We start from the raw sequence: 15,015 nt of genomic DNA, 5'->3' as shown, positions 1-15,015 counted from the left end.
GGTCGCACTTGTCGGACGCCGGCGGAGGGGGAGTGCGATGAGTGAGGACGTGAGCGCGGAGACCACCGAGGGGGAGGTCTCCGGCGGAGAGCCCGAGCAGGGGGAGGGCGCCCGTGCCGAGCCCGAACCGCGCGGACGCGAGGCCGGTCCGGGCCGGGGGCACACCATCGTCGTGGGCGCCGGTATGGCCGGACTGGCCGCCGCGGACCGGTTGGCCGACCAGGGAGAGCGCGTCACCGTGGTCGAGGCCCGGGACCGCGTCGGGGGCCGCATCCACTCGGTGCGCACCTGGGACGGCACGACCCTGGACGTGGGCGCCTCCTGGATGCGCGGGGAGGAGAACAACCCGCTGTCCCGGCTGGTGGAGGAGGCGGGAGCGCGCACCACCGTGTTCAACCGCTCCACCGAGACCGCCTACGACCCCAAGGGCCGCAGGCTCCTGTTCGACCGGCACAGCCGCAACATGGAGGACGTCAACCTCCTCCACGAACACATGTACTGGTCGACGGTCCGGGCGAGCCCCGAGGAGTCCATGGAGGAGGGCATCAACCACGCCCTCTACGACGTCAACCTCGTGCGCTCCCGGGCCAGGGACGCCGCCGAGATCGTCCACCGCATCGCCGAGGCCGACCACGGGGCGGACGCCGAGGAGATCGCCTTCACCGCGGTCGGCTCCCGGCACGAGTTCAGCGGTGACGACGTGGTCTTCCCCGACGGGATGGGACAGCTCACCGACCACCTCGCCCGCGGCCTGGACGTGCGCCTGGAACACGTGGTCCTGGAGGTCGCCCACGACGACCACGGTGCCCGTGTGCGGGTGGACACCCCCGACGGCGAAAAGACGCTGACCGCTGACCGCGTCCTGGTCACCCTGCCCCTCGGGGTCCTCCAGTCGGGCCGGGTCGGCTTCGTGCCGGACCTGCCCGCGGACAAGCAGGCCGCCCTGGAGCGCCTGGGCAACGGCCGCCTGGAGAAGCTCTTCCTGCGTTTCGACGACGTCTTCTGGGGCGACGCCGAGGTGCTGGTCCACCTGGGCACCGAGGAGGGCACCTGGTTCCACTGGTACGCCGGGCAGAACGCCCTGGGCGAACCGGTCCTGGTCAGCCGCAACGGAGGCAACGCCGCGCGGTTCCTGGCCGGGATGGACGAGGGGGCGGTGGTCGAGCACGCCATGGCCTCCCTGCGCGGCATGTTCAAGAAGGCGCCGGACCCGATCGACCACTACCTCACGCACTGGATGGACGACCCCTTCGCCAGGGGCGGTTTCTCCTTCACCGCGGTCGGTTCCGGGGACGGCGACCACACGGCGCTGGGCGAGCCGATCGGTGAACGTGTCTTCTTCGCGGGCGAGGCCACCGAGGTCGAGCACAGCGCCACGGTGCACGGGGCCCTTCTGTCGGGGCGGCGCGAGGCCGAACGCATCCTCGCCGCCGGCTGACGCGCTTGCCTCACCGCCCCCACCGCCCGGGTGGCGGTGGGGGCGCCTCCGGTGGGGGAGCGGCGGATTCCCCGGGGAGAAACACTTCTCTGTGGTGAAAGTCACGTGCTAGCTTCGCGTAGTTGCATACGTACCAGTGAGGCACCGGCCTTCGTCTCCCCGTTCGCACCAGGTGCCACGAATGTGAGGGAACCCCCCATGCCCGCCGTCGCAGTCCTTCTGGGATCCCTGGCGCTGTTCGCCCTCGGGTACCGCTTCTACTCGACCTACCTGGCGAAACGGGTCTACGCCCTGGACCCGGACTTCGTCACCCCCGCCCACGCCTACAAGGACGGGATCGACTACGTCCCCACCAACAAGCACATCGTCTTCGCCCACCACTTCATCTCCGTAGCCGGAGCGGCACCGATCGTCGGGCCCGCCATCGCGGTCTTCTGGGGGTGGGGACCGGCGCTCCTGTGGGTGGTGCTCGGGACGATCTTCGCCTCCGGCGCGCACGACTTCGGGGCGATCGTGGTGTCGGTGCGGCACCGGGGCAAGAGCATCGGGGCACTGGCCAAGGACGTCATCGGCACCAGGGCCAGGATCCTGTTCCTGCTGATCATCTTCTTCCTGGTGACCATGGTCAACGCGGTGTTCGCGGTGATCATCACGGGCCTGCTCATCGCCAACCCCGAGGCGGTGCTGGCCGTCCTGGTCACCATCCCGCTGGCCATCGGAGTGGGACAGGTCGTCTACCGCAGGCGGAGCGCCGCGCTCGTCCCCTCGCTGATCAGCCTGCTGGTCATCTACGCGTGCATCCCGCTCGGCCAGGCCCTGCCCATCACCGTGGACCCGCTCGCGGACCTCGTGGGGGCCGACCCCACCCTGGTGTGGCTGGTGCTGATCTTCGTCTACACCTTCTTCACCTCGCGGCTGCCGGTGTGGATGCTCCTGCAGCCCCGCGACTACATCAACCAGCAGCAGATGGTGCTGGGCCTGCTCGTCATCATGGTCGGCATCGTCGTGGGCATGGACACCATCCAGGCCCCCGCGTTCCGCAGCGGGCTGCCCGAGGGGAGCCCGCCCATCTTCCCGCTGCTGTTCATCACCATCGCCTGCGGCGCGGTGTCGGGCTTCCACAGCCTGGTCGCCTCCGGGACGACGTCCAAGCAGCTGGGCAAGGAGACCGACGCGCGCTACGTGGGCTACCTGAGCTCGCTCGGTGAGGGCGCTCTGGCGGTCTGCTCCATCCTGGCCTGCACCGCGGGGATCATGGTCTTCTCGGCCAACCAGGGAACCGCGTGGACCGACATCTACGTCGACTGGGCCGCGGCGGGCACCAACCCCGCGGGCCGCTTCGTCGAGGGCGTGGCCGGGTTCGCGGCCAACATCGGGGTCCCCGAGGGCGTGGGCCTGGTGTTCGCCACGGTGGTCGTGGTGAGCTTCGCCGCCACCAGCCTGGACACCGCGGTCCGGCTCCAGCGCTACACGATCCAGGAGATCAGCGCCATCGTGCAGGAGCGGGCCGCCGAAGGCGGTGTCCTCCGGCGCTCCGCGCGCTTCCTGGCACGCAACATCACCGCCGCCACGCTGATCGCGGTGGCGATCCCCTTCGGCCTGGCGCTCGTCCCCGGCAACTTCGCGGCGGGCACCCTCTGGCAGCTCTTCGGCACCACCAACCAGCTGACCGCCGGCCTGGCGCTGTCGGTCATCGCGGTGTGGGTCACCAAGAGGGGGCGCAACCCCGTCGCGATCCTGGTGCCCCTGGTGTTCCTCGCCGTGATGACCTCGTGGGCCCTCGTCGTCCAGCTGTGGGACTTCGCGATGAGCACCGACCCCATGCAGCGTTTCGTGCTCGCCCCGTTGGACCTCGTGATCTTCGTCCTGGCGGTGTGGATGATGGTGGAGGCCTTCCTCGCCCTGCGCAAGGCCTTCGCCGAGAGGTCGGCCGGGGGACAGGGCTCCCCGCAGGGGGAGAGCGCGGTGGCCGAGGAGGCCCCCCGAGGCGACGAACAGGCCTGACCGGTCGTGGGCGGGCGCCCGGCCCGGGCGCCCGCTCACCCGCTCCCGGCGGCGTGCACGAGCCTGACCGGTCCCAGGTTCCCCTCCCGTCACATCAGCACCTTCCGGCAGTGAAAGCGCAGGTTGTTCCCGGGTCACGGGAGAAGTCCGTACACGATACGATTAGGGTGCGGGCGTCCGCCGGGCATCTGGGTCCGGCGGAGGGCGAGGTGGCGGGAAACGACGGTCCCGCCCGTTATCGTTGGCGCTATGGGGCGATCCGCGGAAGAAGGCAGACACGAGGCGGGGGGCGACGTGGCCGGCCCGGTGGTCAGTGACCGCATCTGGACGGTTCCCAACCTGTTGAGCATGCTCCGGTTGTTGGGGGTTCCGCTGTTCCTCTGGCTCATCCTGGGGCCGCAGGCGGACTGGTGGGCGCTGCTCGTGCTCGCCCTGGCCGGAATCAGCGACTGGCTGGACGGCAAGATCGCCCGGGCCTGGGACCAGGCCTCCAAACTGGGCCAGATCCTCGACCCGCTCGCCGACCGCCTCTACATCTTCGCGGCCCTGCTCGGCCTGGTGCTGCGCGGCATCATCCCGTGGTGGCTCATGGGCATCCTGGTGCTGCGCGACCTCATCATCCTCGGCGCGCTCCCACTGCTTCGCCACTTCGGCTACGGACCGCTGCCGGTCAACTTCGCCGGCAAGGCCGCCACGCTCTGCCTGCTCTACTCCTTCCCGCTCCTGTTCATCGCCGGATACGCGTCGATCGTGGGAGATGTGGCGCGGATTATAGGTTGGGCCTTCGCCCTGTGGGGAACGGCTCTTTACTGGTGGGCCGGACTGCTCTACGCCGTACAGGGGCTGCGACTGATCGACCAGACCCGCCGCGACGAACGCGCTGATCGCACGGGCCTCCGCACGGGTTCCCGGGACAGCGACCGAGCGCGCGGCCACAGCGCGGATCGACCCGATCCAACCGCACCGGAGACCGCTGACGGCAACCCCGGCGCGGCACCCGAGGGCCCGGACGTACCGGGCCTACCGGATCAGGGCAGGACCAGGCCCTGATCCACCGAGCGAACCGGCGGACCGGCTCACCAGAGTCCTGTCGGATCGAGAGGGAGTGTCATCTCCGCCATGAGAACATGTCCCATCGCGCGCCCCGGCGCGCGTTCCGAGCACCTACCCCCCGCCGCGCCTCCTGACGGCCCAGCCGTTCGGAGGTCCCGGCGATGACCACATCCAACGTCACCCCCGGTGCCTCACCCGGCGCCGCGTCCGGGGAAGAGGCGGCAACCGCCCCGACACCCCCGATGAAGGCCGTGGTGATGGCGGGCGGCGAGGGCACGCGCCTGCGCCCCATGACCGCCAACCAGCCCAAGCCGCTCCTGCCGGTGGTCAACAAGCCGATCATGGAGCACGTGCTGCGCCTGCTCCGCAAGCACGGGTTCACCGAGACCGTGGTCACCGTGCAGTTCCTGGCCACGCTCATCCGCAACTACTTCGGTGACGGCGAGGAGCTCGGCATGAAGCTCCACTACGTCGCCGAGGAGGTTCCGCTCGGCACCGCGGGCAGCGTCAAGAACGCGGAGGAACACCTGCGCGGGGAGCCGTTCATCGTCATCTCCGGCGACGCGCTCACCGACATCGACCTCACCGACATGGTCCGCTTCCACAAGGAGCGCGGCGCCAAGGTCACCATCGCCCTCAAGCGGGTTCCCAACCCGCTGGAGTTCGGCATCATCATCGTGGACGACCAGGGGCGCGTCCAGCGCTTCCTGGAGAAGCCCACCTGGGGTCAGGTCTTCTCCGACACCGTCAACACCGGCATCTACATCATGGAGCCGGAGGTGCTCGAACGCGTCGCCGCGGGCGAGGTGGTCGACTGGTCCGGTGACGTCTTCCCCGAGCTGCTGGAGGAGGGCGAACCCATCTACGGCTACGTCGCCGACGGCTACTGGGAGGACGTGGGCACCCACGAGAGCTACCTCAGCGCCCAGGCCGACGTCCTCTCGGGCAAGGTCGACGTGGAGATCGACGGCTTCGAGGTGTCCCCGGGTGTGTGGGTCGGCGAGGGCGCGGAGGTCGACACCAGCGCCGTCCTGAAGGGCCCCCTCTACATCGGCGACTACGCCAAGGTCGAGGCCGGCGCGGAGCTGCGCGAGTTCACCGTGCTCGGCAGCAACGCCGTCGTGCGCGCGGAGGCCTTCTGCCACCGCACCGTGCTCCACGACAACGTGTTCGTCGGCCGCGGCGCCAACCTGCGCGGCTGTGTGATCGGCAAGAACACCGACGTCATGGCCGCCGCCCGGATCGAGGAGGGCGCGGTTGTCGGCGAGGACTGCGTCATCGAGTCCGAGGCGTACGTCAACAACGACGTCAAGGTGTACCCGTTCAAGACCATCGAGGCCGGCGCGGTGGTCAGCACCAACGTCGTCTGGGAGTCGCGCGGGCAGCGCTCGCTGTTCGGCCCCCGCGGCGTGTCCGGCCTGATCAACGTCGAGATCACGCCCGAGCTCGCGGTCCGGCTGGCCAACGCCTACGCCACCACGCTCAAGAAGGGCGCGATGGTCACGACCTCCCGTGACGTCTCGCGCGCGGCCCGAACGCTCAAGCGGGCGATCATCAGCGCGCTCACGGCCGCCGCCATGGACGTCCGGGACCTGGAGGTCGTGCCGCTGCCGGTGGCGCGCTTCCACACGTCCCAGAGCGGGATCAGCGGCGGCATCACGGTGCGCACCAGCCCGGGCGACCCCGAGTCCGTGGACATCCTGTTCCTGGACGGTGAGGGCGCCGACCTCTCGCCGGGGGCCCAGCGCAAACTCGACCGGGTCTTCTCCCGGGCCGAGTACCGGCGGGCCTTCCCCGGTGAGATCGGTGAGCTGTCCTTCCCCTCGCGCAACGTGGAGAACTACTCCCACGAGCTCCTGCGGGCCGTGGACACCTCCGGGGTGGCCGAGGCCCAGCTGAAGATCGTGGTCGACTGCGCGGGCGGCACGGGCTCGCTCATCCTGCCCTCACTGCTGGGTCGGATCGGCGTGGACGTGCTCACGGTCAACAACCGGCTGGACGAGGACTCGCCCACCGACACCGTCGCCAAGAAGATGCGGGACCTGGAGCGGCTGGGCGAACTGGTCGCCAACTCCGGGGCCGACTTCGGTGTGCGCTTCGACCCGGTGGCGGAACGGCTGGCCATCGTGGACGAGAACGGCGAGCTGGTGGACAACGACCGCGCGCTCCTGGTGGTCCTGGACCTGGTCGCCGCCGAACGCGGAGGCGGCCGGGTGGCGCTGCCGGTCACCACGACCCGGGTGGCCGAGCAGGTGGCCGGCTTCCACGGGGTCGAGGTGCTCTGGACGGCCACCGCCACCGACGAGCTGACCAAGGCGGCCCGTTCCGAGGGCGAGGAGATCATCTTCGCCGGTGACGGCCGGGGCGGGTTCGTCATCCCCGAGTTCAGCCCCACCAGTGACGGCATCGCCGCCTTCGTGCGGCTGCTGGGACTGGTGGCGCGGACCCGGCGCTCGCTGGGCCAGATCGACCGTGCGATCCCCCGGGCGCACCTGCTGCGCCGTTCGGTGCCCACGCCGTGGGCGGTCAAGGGGAGCGTGATGCGCGCGGTCGTGGAGGCCGCGGGTGAGCGCGAGCTCGACACCACGGACGGGGTTCGGGTGATCGAGGCCGACGGCAGTTGGGCGCTGGTCCTGCCGGACACCGCCGAGGCCGTGACCCATCTTTGGGCCGAAGGTCCTGATTCGGACACCGCGCAACGTCTGCTCGACGAGTGGGCGGCCGTGGTGGAGCGGGCCGAGGGCTGACGGAACGCCGCGTGGGCGCGGGCGGAACGCCGTCCGCGCCCACGCGGCGTGTTCGGGACTCTGCTTCGGACAAGGCTTCTCATCCCGTGAAACCCAGGGATAAAATGGACAGAAGTCCAGTTCAGCGCCTGGGCGGGAGGTTCGCGAAAATCCACCCGGGAATCCGGAGAACCAAACGGCCGGACCGGGCATCTGCCCCAGAACAGGTGTTGGTCTCCTGCGAGGCCTGTCCGAGACCGTTCCGGGACCGAGGCGGCACCCCAGGTGCCGACGCGGCCCAACCCCGTCGCACGGGCGCCCCGGAGGTGTTCGCAACGGGCCGAGAGGGAGCAAAACCCTGTCTGGACAGGGATATGGTTTAAAGTCGAGTGTTCCCTGAAGCACCGCGTCACCACCCGCCCCGGGAATCCCGGCAACGGCGGACACCCAACGGGGGGTGACAAGGAGTACAACAGGGGGGATGAGACCTAGCGACCGACCGTGTGAGCTGTTCCGCTGCCGCGACAGCGGACCGTCTCACCGTGTTCCGGACGGTGTGTGGGCACGGTGCCCGCCCGACGTCCGGGACGCGCCACCGATCAGCCGAATCAAGCACCGCCCCGTGCGGTAGGAGGCCGAGCCGACCTATGTCGAGCGTTTACTGCACGCAGTGCGGTCACGCCGTTGCGGATGATGCCCGTTTCTGCTCCCACTGTGGAACCCCCGTCCGCAGGGCCGAACAGCAGAGCCCACGGCCCAACTCGGGCGGCGACTCCGCGGGAGATGTCACGTCGACCATCTCCATCTCCGGTATACAGGCGCTGGAGGAGGAGGAATCGGGTGACGAGCTCGGCGGAGACGACCCCGCCAGCACCGACGCCCTTCCGCCCGGAACCGCTTTGCTGGTGGTCCGGCGAGGCCCCAACGCCGGGAGCCGTTTCCTCCTGGACAGCGACGTGACCACCGCTGGCCGACACCCCAACAGCGACATCTTCCTCGACGACGTCACCGTGTCCCGACGCCACGTGGAGTTCTTCCGCCGCGGCAACGGCTTCGGGGTCCGCGACGTCGGCAGCCTCAACGGGACCTATGTCAACAGGGAACCCGTGGACGAGGCCGAACTGGGCGGAGGGGACGAGATCCAGATCGGCAAGTTCCGCATGGTCCTGCTGACCAAGCCGCGCCGATGACGGTGCGCTGACCACGGTCGACGGGGGTGGGAGGGCCGAAGAGGTTTGCGGCCCCCCGCCTCCGGAGAGCTTTGTAACGAAGGGTGGCTTTGCCCTCGGGATCCTGATTCGACGGGGGAGCAGGGACGAGCGCCCATCCGGCATGACGACTCGTGGGACGGAGCCGCTGTGAAGCACATGGAGGTCGTCGGCGTCCGGGTTGAGATGCCCTCGAACCAGCCGATTGTCCTGCTCAAGGAATCCGAGGGGGACCGCTACCTGCCGATCTGGATCGGCGGGGTGGAGGCCACCGCGATCGCGCTCGCCCAACAGGGGGTGGCGCCGGCGCGCCCGCTCACTCACGACCTGTTCCGGGACGTCCTGGACGCACTGGACACGGGGCTGGAGACGGTGAACATCACCGGCCTGAGTGACGGCATCTTCTACGCCGAGCTGGTTTTCAGCAACGGTGTGGAGGTCAGCGCCCGGCCTTCGGACTCGATCGCCCTGGCTTTACGCACGGGCACCCCGATCTACGCCCACGAGGACGTGATCGAGGAGGCCGGGATGCCGATCCCGGACGAGCAGGAGGACCAGGTCGAGGCGTTCAGGGAGTTCCTGGACAACATCTCGCCAGAGGATTTCGGCCGACGCAGTACGTGACACGACGGGGTCCGCCCACTGCGGGCCCCGTCGTACGTTCGCGGGCATGTGTCCTGGGTGATCGGGTGATCCCCCCAGAACACGGACTTGACCTGCAGCTATGCCAGACGGGCCGATGGTAGATTGGGTGAAGGGAACGGACGTGGGGGGTGCAGCCGAAAACCGTCGTGCGGGTTCGGGTCCTGCCGGGCCCGGTGCCGCGGCTCCGTTGCCGTGGGCACTTGGCGACGCGCCGCGTGGCTTCGTTGACGCTGCCGTGCGGTCGTCCTACGGTCAGTGCTGTGAAACCCACGGCGCACCCATTCCCTGAGTGGACCTTCCCCTGTCGATGCCGCCGTGGGACGAGAAGCCGGAGGTCGGCGTGGCGGTAGCGAGCGGCAAGCGGGATCCCCAGGACAGGCGGTCCGCGCTGCGGCTAGCGGGGCAGCAGGGCCTACTGTGCGAAGAGGACGTGGTGGCGCTGCCTATGGACGTCGGGTACCGGGGCCCAGCGGCGTGTACGGCCGCGGGAATCACCTATCGACAGCTCGACTACTGGGCCAGGACCGGCCTGGTGGAGCCGAGCGTGCGCACAGGCGCCCACAACGCCCCCCTGTACAGCCTGCCGGACATCCTGATGCTGAAGGTCGCCAAGCGGCTCCTGGACACCGGGATATCACTCCAGCAGATCCGGACCGCGGTCGACCACCTGCGCGGCCGGCCCGCCGCGGAACTGTCCCGGATCACCCTCATGAGCGACGGCGTCAGCGTCTACGAGTGCACCTCGCCGGACGAGGTCGTGGACCTGATGCAGCGCGGCCAGGGCATGTTCGGTCTGGCGCTGGCCAACGTCTCCCGCGAGCTGGAGGAGGCCCTGGGGGTGGTGCCCGCCGAGGAGCGGGCCGACCTCCCCGCCGCTGCCCCCCAGCCCGTGGACGAGCTGGCCCGGCGCCGCCGGGAGCGGCGTACCGGCTGAGCCCGGCCGCCGGACCCCGAACCGGCCGTCGATCGGCGGCCGTGCGACCGCTCTCCCTGTGAGGGCGGTCACGCGTGTGCGCGGTGACCGGCGGGAACGTCCGTAGGATCTGCCGAAAAGGTGCGCCCTGACTCGGTGGTTCGAGGGCTGATCGAGTACGGTCGTAGTCGCGACAGGGATGAAAACCGACATTCTCCCTGGTTGTTTACATATACAGAGCGTCAGCAGGCTGTTGATACCGCGCGGGAGAGACCTCGGCAACGGGGCGCCGACGGGGCAATACTCCCCAGTAACCTCTCAGGCACCATGGACCGCGCGGAGTAGGCCGCTCTGAAGCCTCGGCACCGCTGTGCCCGGTGACAGAGGGGGAGACCGTGAGGAACACCGCCGACCCGATCGGCCCTGTCACCAGGAGGTCTCCGTGCCTGACCCGTCGAACGTCCCCACCTCGGGCGCTCCAGCCCGGGTCTTCGCCGACCGCCACATCGGCCCGACCCCCGCCGAGACCGCGGAGATGCTCAAGACGGTCGGCTACGGCTCCACCGCCGAGCTCATGACCGCGGCGGTACCCGAGTCGATCCTCTCCTCGCCCGGCCAGAGCGCGACGCTCGACCTGCCCGAGGCCATCGGCGAGGCCGAGGCCCTGGCCGAGCTCCGCGACCTGGCCGCGCGCAACAAGGTCAACACCACGATGATCGGCCGCGGCTACTACGGCACGATCACGCCCCCGGTCATCCTGCGCAACATCATGGAGAACCCGGCCTGGTACACGGCCTACACGCCCTACCAGCCGGAGATCTCCCAGGGCCGCCTCGAGGCCCTCATCAACTTCCAGACCATGGTCTCCGACCTCACCGGTCTGCCCATCACCGGCGCCTCCCTCCTTGACGAGGCCACCGCCGCCGCCGAGGCCATGACCCTGGCCCGCCGGGCCTCCAAGGCCAAGAGCGACGTCTTCGTGGTCGACTCCGACGTCTTCCCGCAGACCCTCCAGGTCCTGCGCACCCGCGCCGAACCCCTGGGCATCGAGGTCGTCGTCGCCGACCTGACCCAGGGCCTGCCCGAGGGCGACGTGTACGGCGTCCTCGTCCAGTACCCCGCCTCCAGCGGTGTGGTGCGCGACCCCAGCGCCGTCATCGCCCAGGCGCACGAGCGCGGCGCCCTGGCCGTGGTCGCCGCCGACATCCTCGCCCTGACCCTGCTGCGCAGCCCCGGGGACCTGGGCGCCGACATCGCGGTGGGCTCCACCCAGCGCTTCGGTGTCCCGCTCGGCTTCGGCGGCCCGCACGCCGGTTACATGTCCGTGGGCGAGAAGCTGCGCCGCCAGCTGCCCGGGCGCCTGGTCGGCGTCTCGGTCGACAACGCGGGCAAGCCCGCCTACCGCCTGGCCCTGCAGACCCGTGAGCAGCACATCCGCCGTGAGAAGGCCACCAGCAACATCTGTACCGCTCAGGTGCTGCTGGCCATCATGGCCGGGATGTACGCCGTCTACCACGGCCCCGACGGCCTGCGCGCGATCGCCCGCCAGGTCCACGCCCGCACGGCCGCCCTGGCCGACACGCTCACTCAGCGCGGCTTCGAGGTGGTCCACAGCGCCTACTTCGACACCCTGCGCGTGCGGGTGCCCAACGCCGACCGCGTGGTGGAGCGCGCCCTGGAGGCCGGGATCAACCTGCTCCACGCCGGCCAGGGCACGGTCGGCCTGAGCGTGGACGAGACCACCACCGTCGCCGATCTCGACCGTGTCCTGGCCGCCTTCGGCGAGGCCGACCGGGGCGCCGAGCGCGGCCCGGTCACCGTGGACGAGAACGCCGACCGCCTGCCCGCCGACCTGGCCCGCGGCGTCGACTACCTCTCCCACCAGGTGTTCAACACCCACCGCAGCGAGACCTCGCTGCTGCGCTACATGCGCCGCCTGTCCGACCGCGACCTTGCGCTGGACCGCACGATGATCCCGCTGGGCTCGTGCACCATGAAGCTCAACGCCACCGCCGAGATGGAGTCCATCACCTGGCCGGAGTTCGCGGGCCTGCACCCGTTCGCCCCGCTCGACCAGGCGGCCGGAAGCGTCTCGCTCATCCGCGACCTGGAGAGGTGGCTGGCCGAGGTCACCGGCTACGACGCGGTCTCCCTGCAGCCCAACGCCGGCTCGCAGGGCGAGCTCGCCGGTCTGCTGGCGATCCGCGGTTACCACCGCTCGCGCGGCGACGACCACCGCGACGTCTGCCTCATTCCCAGCTCCGCGCACGGCACCAACGCCGCCAGCGCGGTCATGGCGGGCATGCGGGTGGCCGTGGTGGCCTGCGACGACGACGGCAACGTCGACCTCGAGGACCTGCGCGCCAAGACCGCCGCGCATGGCGAGGAGCTGGCGGCCATCATGGTCACCTATCCCTCCACGGCGGGCGTGTACGAGGACACCATCACCGAGGTCTGCCGCCTGGTCCACGAGGCGGGCGGCCAGGTCTACGTCGACGGCGCCAACCTGAACGCGCTGGTCGGCTGGGCCAAGCCGGGTGAGTTCGGCGCGGACGTCAGCCACCTGAACCTGCACAAGACCTTCTGCATCCCGCACGGCGGCGGCGGTCCGGGCGTGGGCCCGGTCGCGGTCCGCTCGCACCTGTCGGGCTTCCTGCCCAACCACCCGGAGCAGCCCGAGGCGGGCCCGCACACCGGGGTCGGCCCGGTCTCGGCGGCGCCGTTCGGCTCCGCGGGGATCCTGCCCATCTCCTGGGCCTACGTGCGGATGATGGGCGGCGACGGCCTGCGTTCGGCCACGGAGACCGCCGTCCTGTCGGCCAACTACGTGGCCAAGCGCCTGGAGCCGTACTACCCGGTGCTCTACACCGGTGCGGGCGGCCTGGTCGCGCACGAGTGCATCATCGACATCCGTCCGCTGCAGAAGGCCAGCGGTATCAGCAACGAGGACGTCGCCAAGCGCCTGATGGACTACGGCTTCCACGCGCCGACCATGTCCTTCCCGGTCAACGGCACGCTGATGGTGGAGCCCACCGAGAGCGAGAACCTCGCCGAGCTGGAGCGGTTCATCCAGGCGATGATCGCCATCCGCGGTGAGATCGACCGGGTGGCCGAGGGCGAGTGGGACGCGGAGGACAACCCGCTGAAGGGCGCCCCGCACACCGCCGAGGCGGTCACCGCCGACGACTGGAAGCACGGTTACACGCGTTCGGAGGCGGTCTACCCGCTGCCGTCGCTGCGCCAGGACAAGTACTGGCCGCCGGTCGGCCGGATCGACCAGGCCTACGGTGACCGCAACCTGGTCTGCTCCTGCCCGCCGCCGGAGGCCTTCGAGCTGTAGGGAGCGAGCGCCGAGGACGCGGGCTCCGGGGAGAGCGGGGCGCCGACCCGTGAGGGAGGCGCCCCGTTTTTCCGCCCAAATGTGAATCTACGAAGTAAAGGTCCGACTCGGGCGAACCGGAAGTGGAATCGGGGAACAACCACGGGAGCCGACACCCGCCCCACGGGCCCCGATCCCCTGCGGGACGGCGCGTTAGAGTTGCAGCGCCACCGGTCGCCACGACACCGGTAGCGGTCACGCCTACGGTCCGTGCTCCCCATCGCCCGGGCCCGACACCCCCATGGAAAGCGGAACGAATGACCACGACGTCCGGACCTCCCGCGCGCTCTGGCCCCGCCGACCCCGACCCCGCGCCCAGGGCCACCGACCCCGACGACGCCGAGGACACCGCCGTGCCCCCCGCGGAGGGCGCGGCCGACCTGTGCGACCAGGCCCAGGACCTGGCCGAGAACGGCCACCTCAAGCGGGCCGCCAAGCTCTACCAGCAGGCGGTCGCGGCCAACCCCCGCCCCCGGGTCCAGGCCAGAGCGTTGCTCGGGCTGGCCGTGGTGCAGGACCAGCGCGGGGACCTCGCCGCCGCCAGGGAGGCCGCACGCCGCGCACTGGCCACCGGGGACGCCCGCTACGCCCCGCGCGCCGCCTACCACCTGGCGCTCTCCCTGGAGCAGGAGGGCGCGCACGGTGAGGCCGCGCGGGTCTGGCACCGCCTGCTGGACCTGGGCGGGACCGCCTACACGGCGGTGGCCCGCTACGGGCTGGCCCGCGAGGCGGAGCTCCGCGGCGAGGAGGCCGAGGCGGAGGAGCACTGGGAGGCCGTGCTCGAGCTGCCGCCCGCGGACACGGCGATCAGCCGCCTGCACGCCTCCACCGTCATCGACGCCGCCCGCGACCTGGCCGGTCGCCTCCTCGAACGGGGACGGCCGGAGGCCGCCGCGGTGGCGGTCGAACGCGGCCTGACCGTCGGGGACGACCCCGGCCTGCGGCTGCTGCGCGCCGCCGCCCACCTGGAGCGGGCGATCGCGGACGTGGGTGCCGTCGTCGACCCCGGCCCCTCGGAGGAGGAGCGGGGCGCGCGCCCGGAGCCGCACACCTCCGGGGCCGCGGTGGAGCTGCTCGCGGGCCTGCTGGCGCTGCGGGGCGAGCCGGACTCGGCCGAACGGGTGTGGCGGACGGGGCTGGACAGCCGTGACCGGGACACCGCGGACGCGGTGCGCGAGCGGTTGCGGCGGTCCTTCGCCCAGCGGGCGCAGGAGGGCGAGGAGGAGCCCCCCGAGCCCTGGTGGGACGTCTACCTGGAGGAGGCCGTGGCCACCTCCAGCGCACCCGCGCTCGCGGGGGAGCTGTTCGCGGTCGTCACCCAGATGCACGCACTGCTGGCGGTCCCCGTGGTCGAGGGCGAGGCCCGTCCGGCCGCGTTGCGCGCGGCCATGGAGGAGGCCCTGCGCACCCCGAGCGAACTGGTCTGGGGCGATTCCGTGCACGCCGACTTCCGGCGCCGGCTCAGCGACGCGATGGGTGAGGACGTACTGCCCGAGAACTGGCCCGACGGCCGCTGAAGGGCGTGCGCGCACACGTCACCGCCCGGGGCCGGGAACGACCAGGGCCCGGGCGGAAGCGGTTCCGGTGGGGCGGTGGGGGCGCCGGGAGTCCGGGTTCGAGCAGACACAGTGCGAGACGGGTCGAGCCGA

Annotated in this window: 9 protein-coding genes and 1 riboswitch; all 9 genes read left to right on the top strand. The window is 70.8% G+C overall.

Annotated features, from left to right (window positions below; translation table 11 throughout):
- The first annotated feature begins 37 nt into the window (after positions 1–37).
- The 9 genes from D458_RS0111645 (at position 38) to D458_RS0111605 (ending at position 14,883) form a co-directional block, all read left to right on the top strand.
- Positions 38–1,438: a flavin monoamine oxidase family protein gene (locus tag D458_RS0111645; protein ID WP_017586926.1), complete on the top strand. Its 1,401-nt coding sequence runs from the start codon at positions 38–40 to the stop codon at positions 1,436–1,438.
- 198 nt (positions 1,439–1,636) lie between these two features.
- Entirely contained in the window at positions 1,637–3,442 is a 1,806-nt protein-coding gene (locus D458_RS0111640; protein WP_017586925.1) for a carbon starvation CstA family protein, read from the top strand.
- A gap of 294 nt (positions 3,443–3,736) precedes the next feature.
- On the top strand, positions 3,737–4,492 hold the full coding sequence (locus D458_RS0111635; protein WP_017586924.1) for a CDP-alcohol phosphatidyltransferase family protein: 756 nt from the start codon (positions 3,737–3,739) through the stop codon (positions 4,490–4,492).
- A gap of 245 nt (positions 4,493–4,737) precedes the next feature.
- Entirely contained in the window at positions 4,738–7,242 is a 2,505-nt protein-coding gene (locus D458_RS0111630; protein ID WP_017586923.1) for a mannose-1-phosphate guanyltransferase, read from the top strand.
- 626 nt (positions 7,243–7,868) lie between these two features.
- Complete coding sequence (locus D458_RS0111625; protein ID WP_026119212.1) at positions 7,869–8,411, top strand: FHA domain-containing protein; 543 nt, start codon at positions 7,869–7,871, stop codon at positions 8,409–8,411.
- Positions 8,412–8,579: 168 nt separating this feature from the next.
- Positions 8,580–9,053: a bifunctional nuclease family protein gene (locus D458_RS0111620; protein ID WP_017583139.1), complete on the top strand. Its 474-nt coding sequence runs from the start codon at positions 8,580–8,582 to the stop codon at positions 9,051–9,053.
- Between the two features lie 466 nt (positions 9,054–9,519).
- A complete protein-coding gene (locus D458_RS33390) occupies positions 9,520–10,008 on the top strand; it encodes a MerR family transcriptional regulator (protein ID WP_017586922.1) in 489 nt (162 codons plus the stop codon).
- A 233-nt stretch (positions 10,009–10,241) separates the two neighbouring features.
- Positions 10,242–10,332, top strand: a riboswitch (glycine riboswitch).
- Positions 10,333–10,429: 97 nt separating this feature from the next.
- On the top strand, positions 10,430–13,327 hold the full coding sequence (gcvP, locus tag D458_RS0111610; RefSeq protein WP_017586921.1) for an aminomethyl-transferring glycine dehydrogenase: 2,898 nt from the start codon (positions 10,430–10,432) through the stop codon (positions 13,325–13,327).
- 296 nt (positions 13,328–13,623) lie between these two features.
- Positions 13,624–14,883: a tetratricopeptide repeat protein gene (locus tag D458_RS0111605; protein ID WP_026119210.1), complete on the top strand. Its 1,260-nt coding sequence runs from the start codon at positions 13,624–13,626 to the stop codon at positions 14,881–14,883.
- Positions 14,884–15,015: the final 132 nt, after the last annotated feature.

The sequence above is a fragment of the Nocardiopsis ganjiahuensis DSM 45031 genome (assembly GCF_000341085.1).
Classification (GTDB): Bacteria; Actinomycetota; Actinomycetes; order Streptosporangiales; family Streptosporangiaceae; genus Nocardiopsis; species Nocardiopsis ganjiahuensis.
Note: the sequence above shows the minus strand (reverse complement) of the source record. Positions and strands in the feature narration are given on the sequence as shown.

Bases quoted from the DNA above. Each gene is read 5' to 3' on its own strand.
- D458_RS0111645 (WP_017586926.1), top strand. From the start codon at position 38: ATGAGTGAGGACGTGAGCGCGGAGACCACCGAGGGGGAGGTCTCCGGC.
- D458_RS0111640 (WP_017586925.1), top strand. From the start codon at position 1,637: ATGCCCGCCGTCGCAGTCCTTCTGGGATCCCTGGCGCTGTTCGCCCTC.
- D458_RS0111630 (WP_017586923.1), top strand. From the start codon at position 4,738: ATGAAGGCCGTGGTGATGGCGGGCGGCGAGGGCACGCGCCTGCGCCCC.
- D458_RS0111625 (WP_026119212.1), top strand. From the start codon at position 7,869: ATGTCGAGCGTTTACTGCACGCAGTGCGGTCACGCCGTTGCGGATGAT.
- D458_RS33390 (WP_017586922.1), top strand. From the start codon at position 9,520: ATGGACGTCGGGTACCGGGGCCCAGCGGCGTGTACGGCCGCGGGAATC.
- D458_RS0111605 (WP_026119210.1), top strand. From the start codon at position 13,624: ATGACCACGACGTCCGGACCTCCCGCGCGCTCTGGCCCCGCCGACCCC.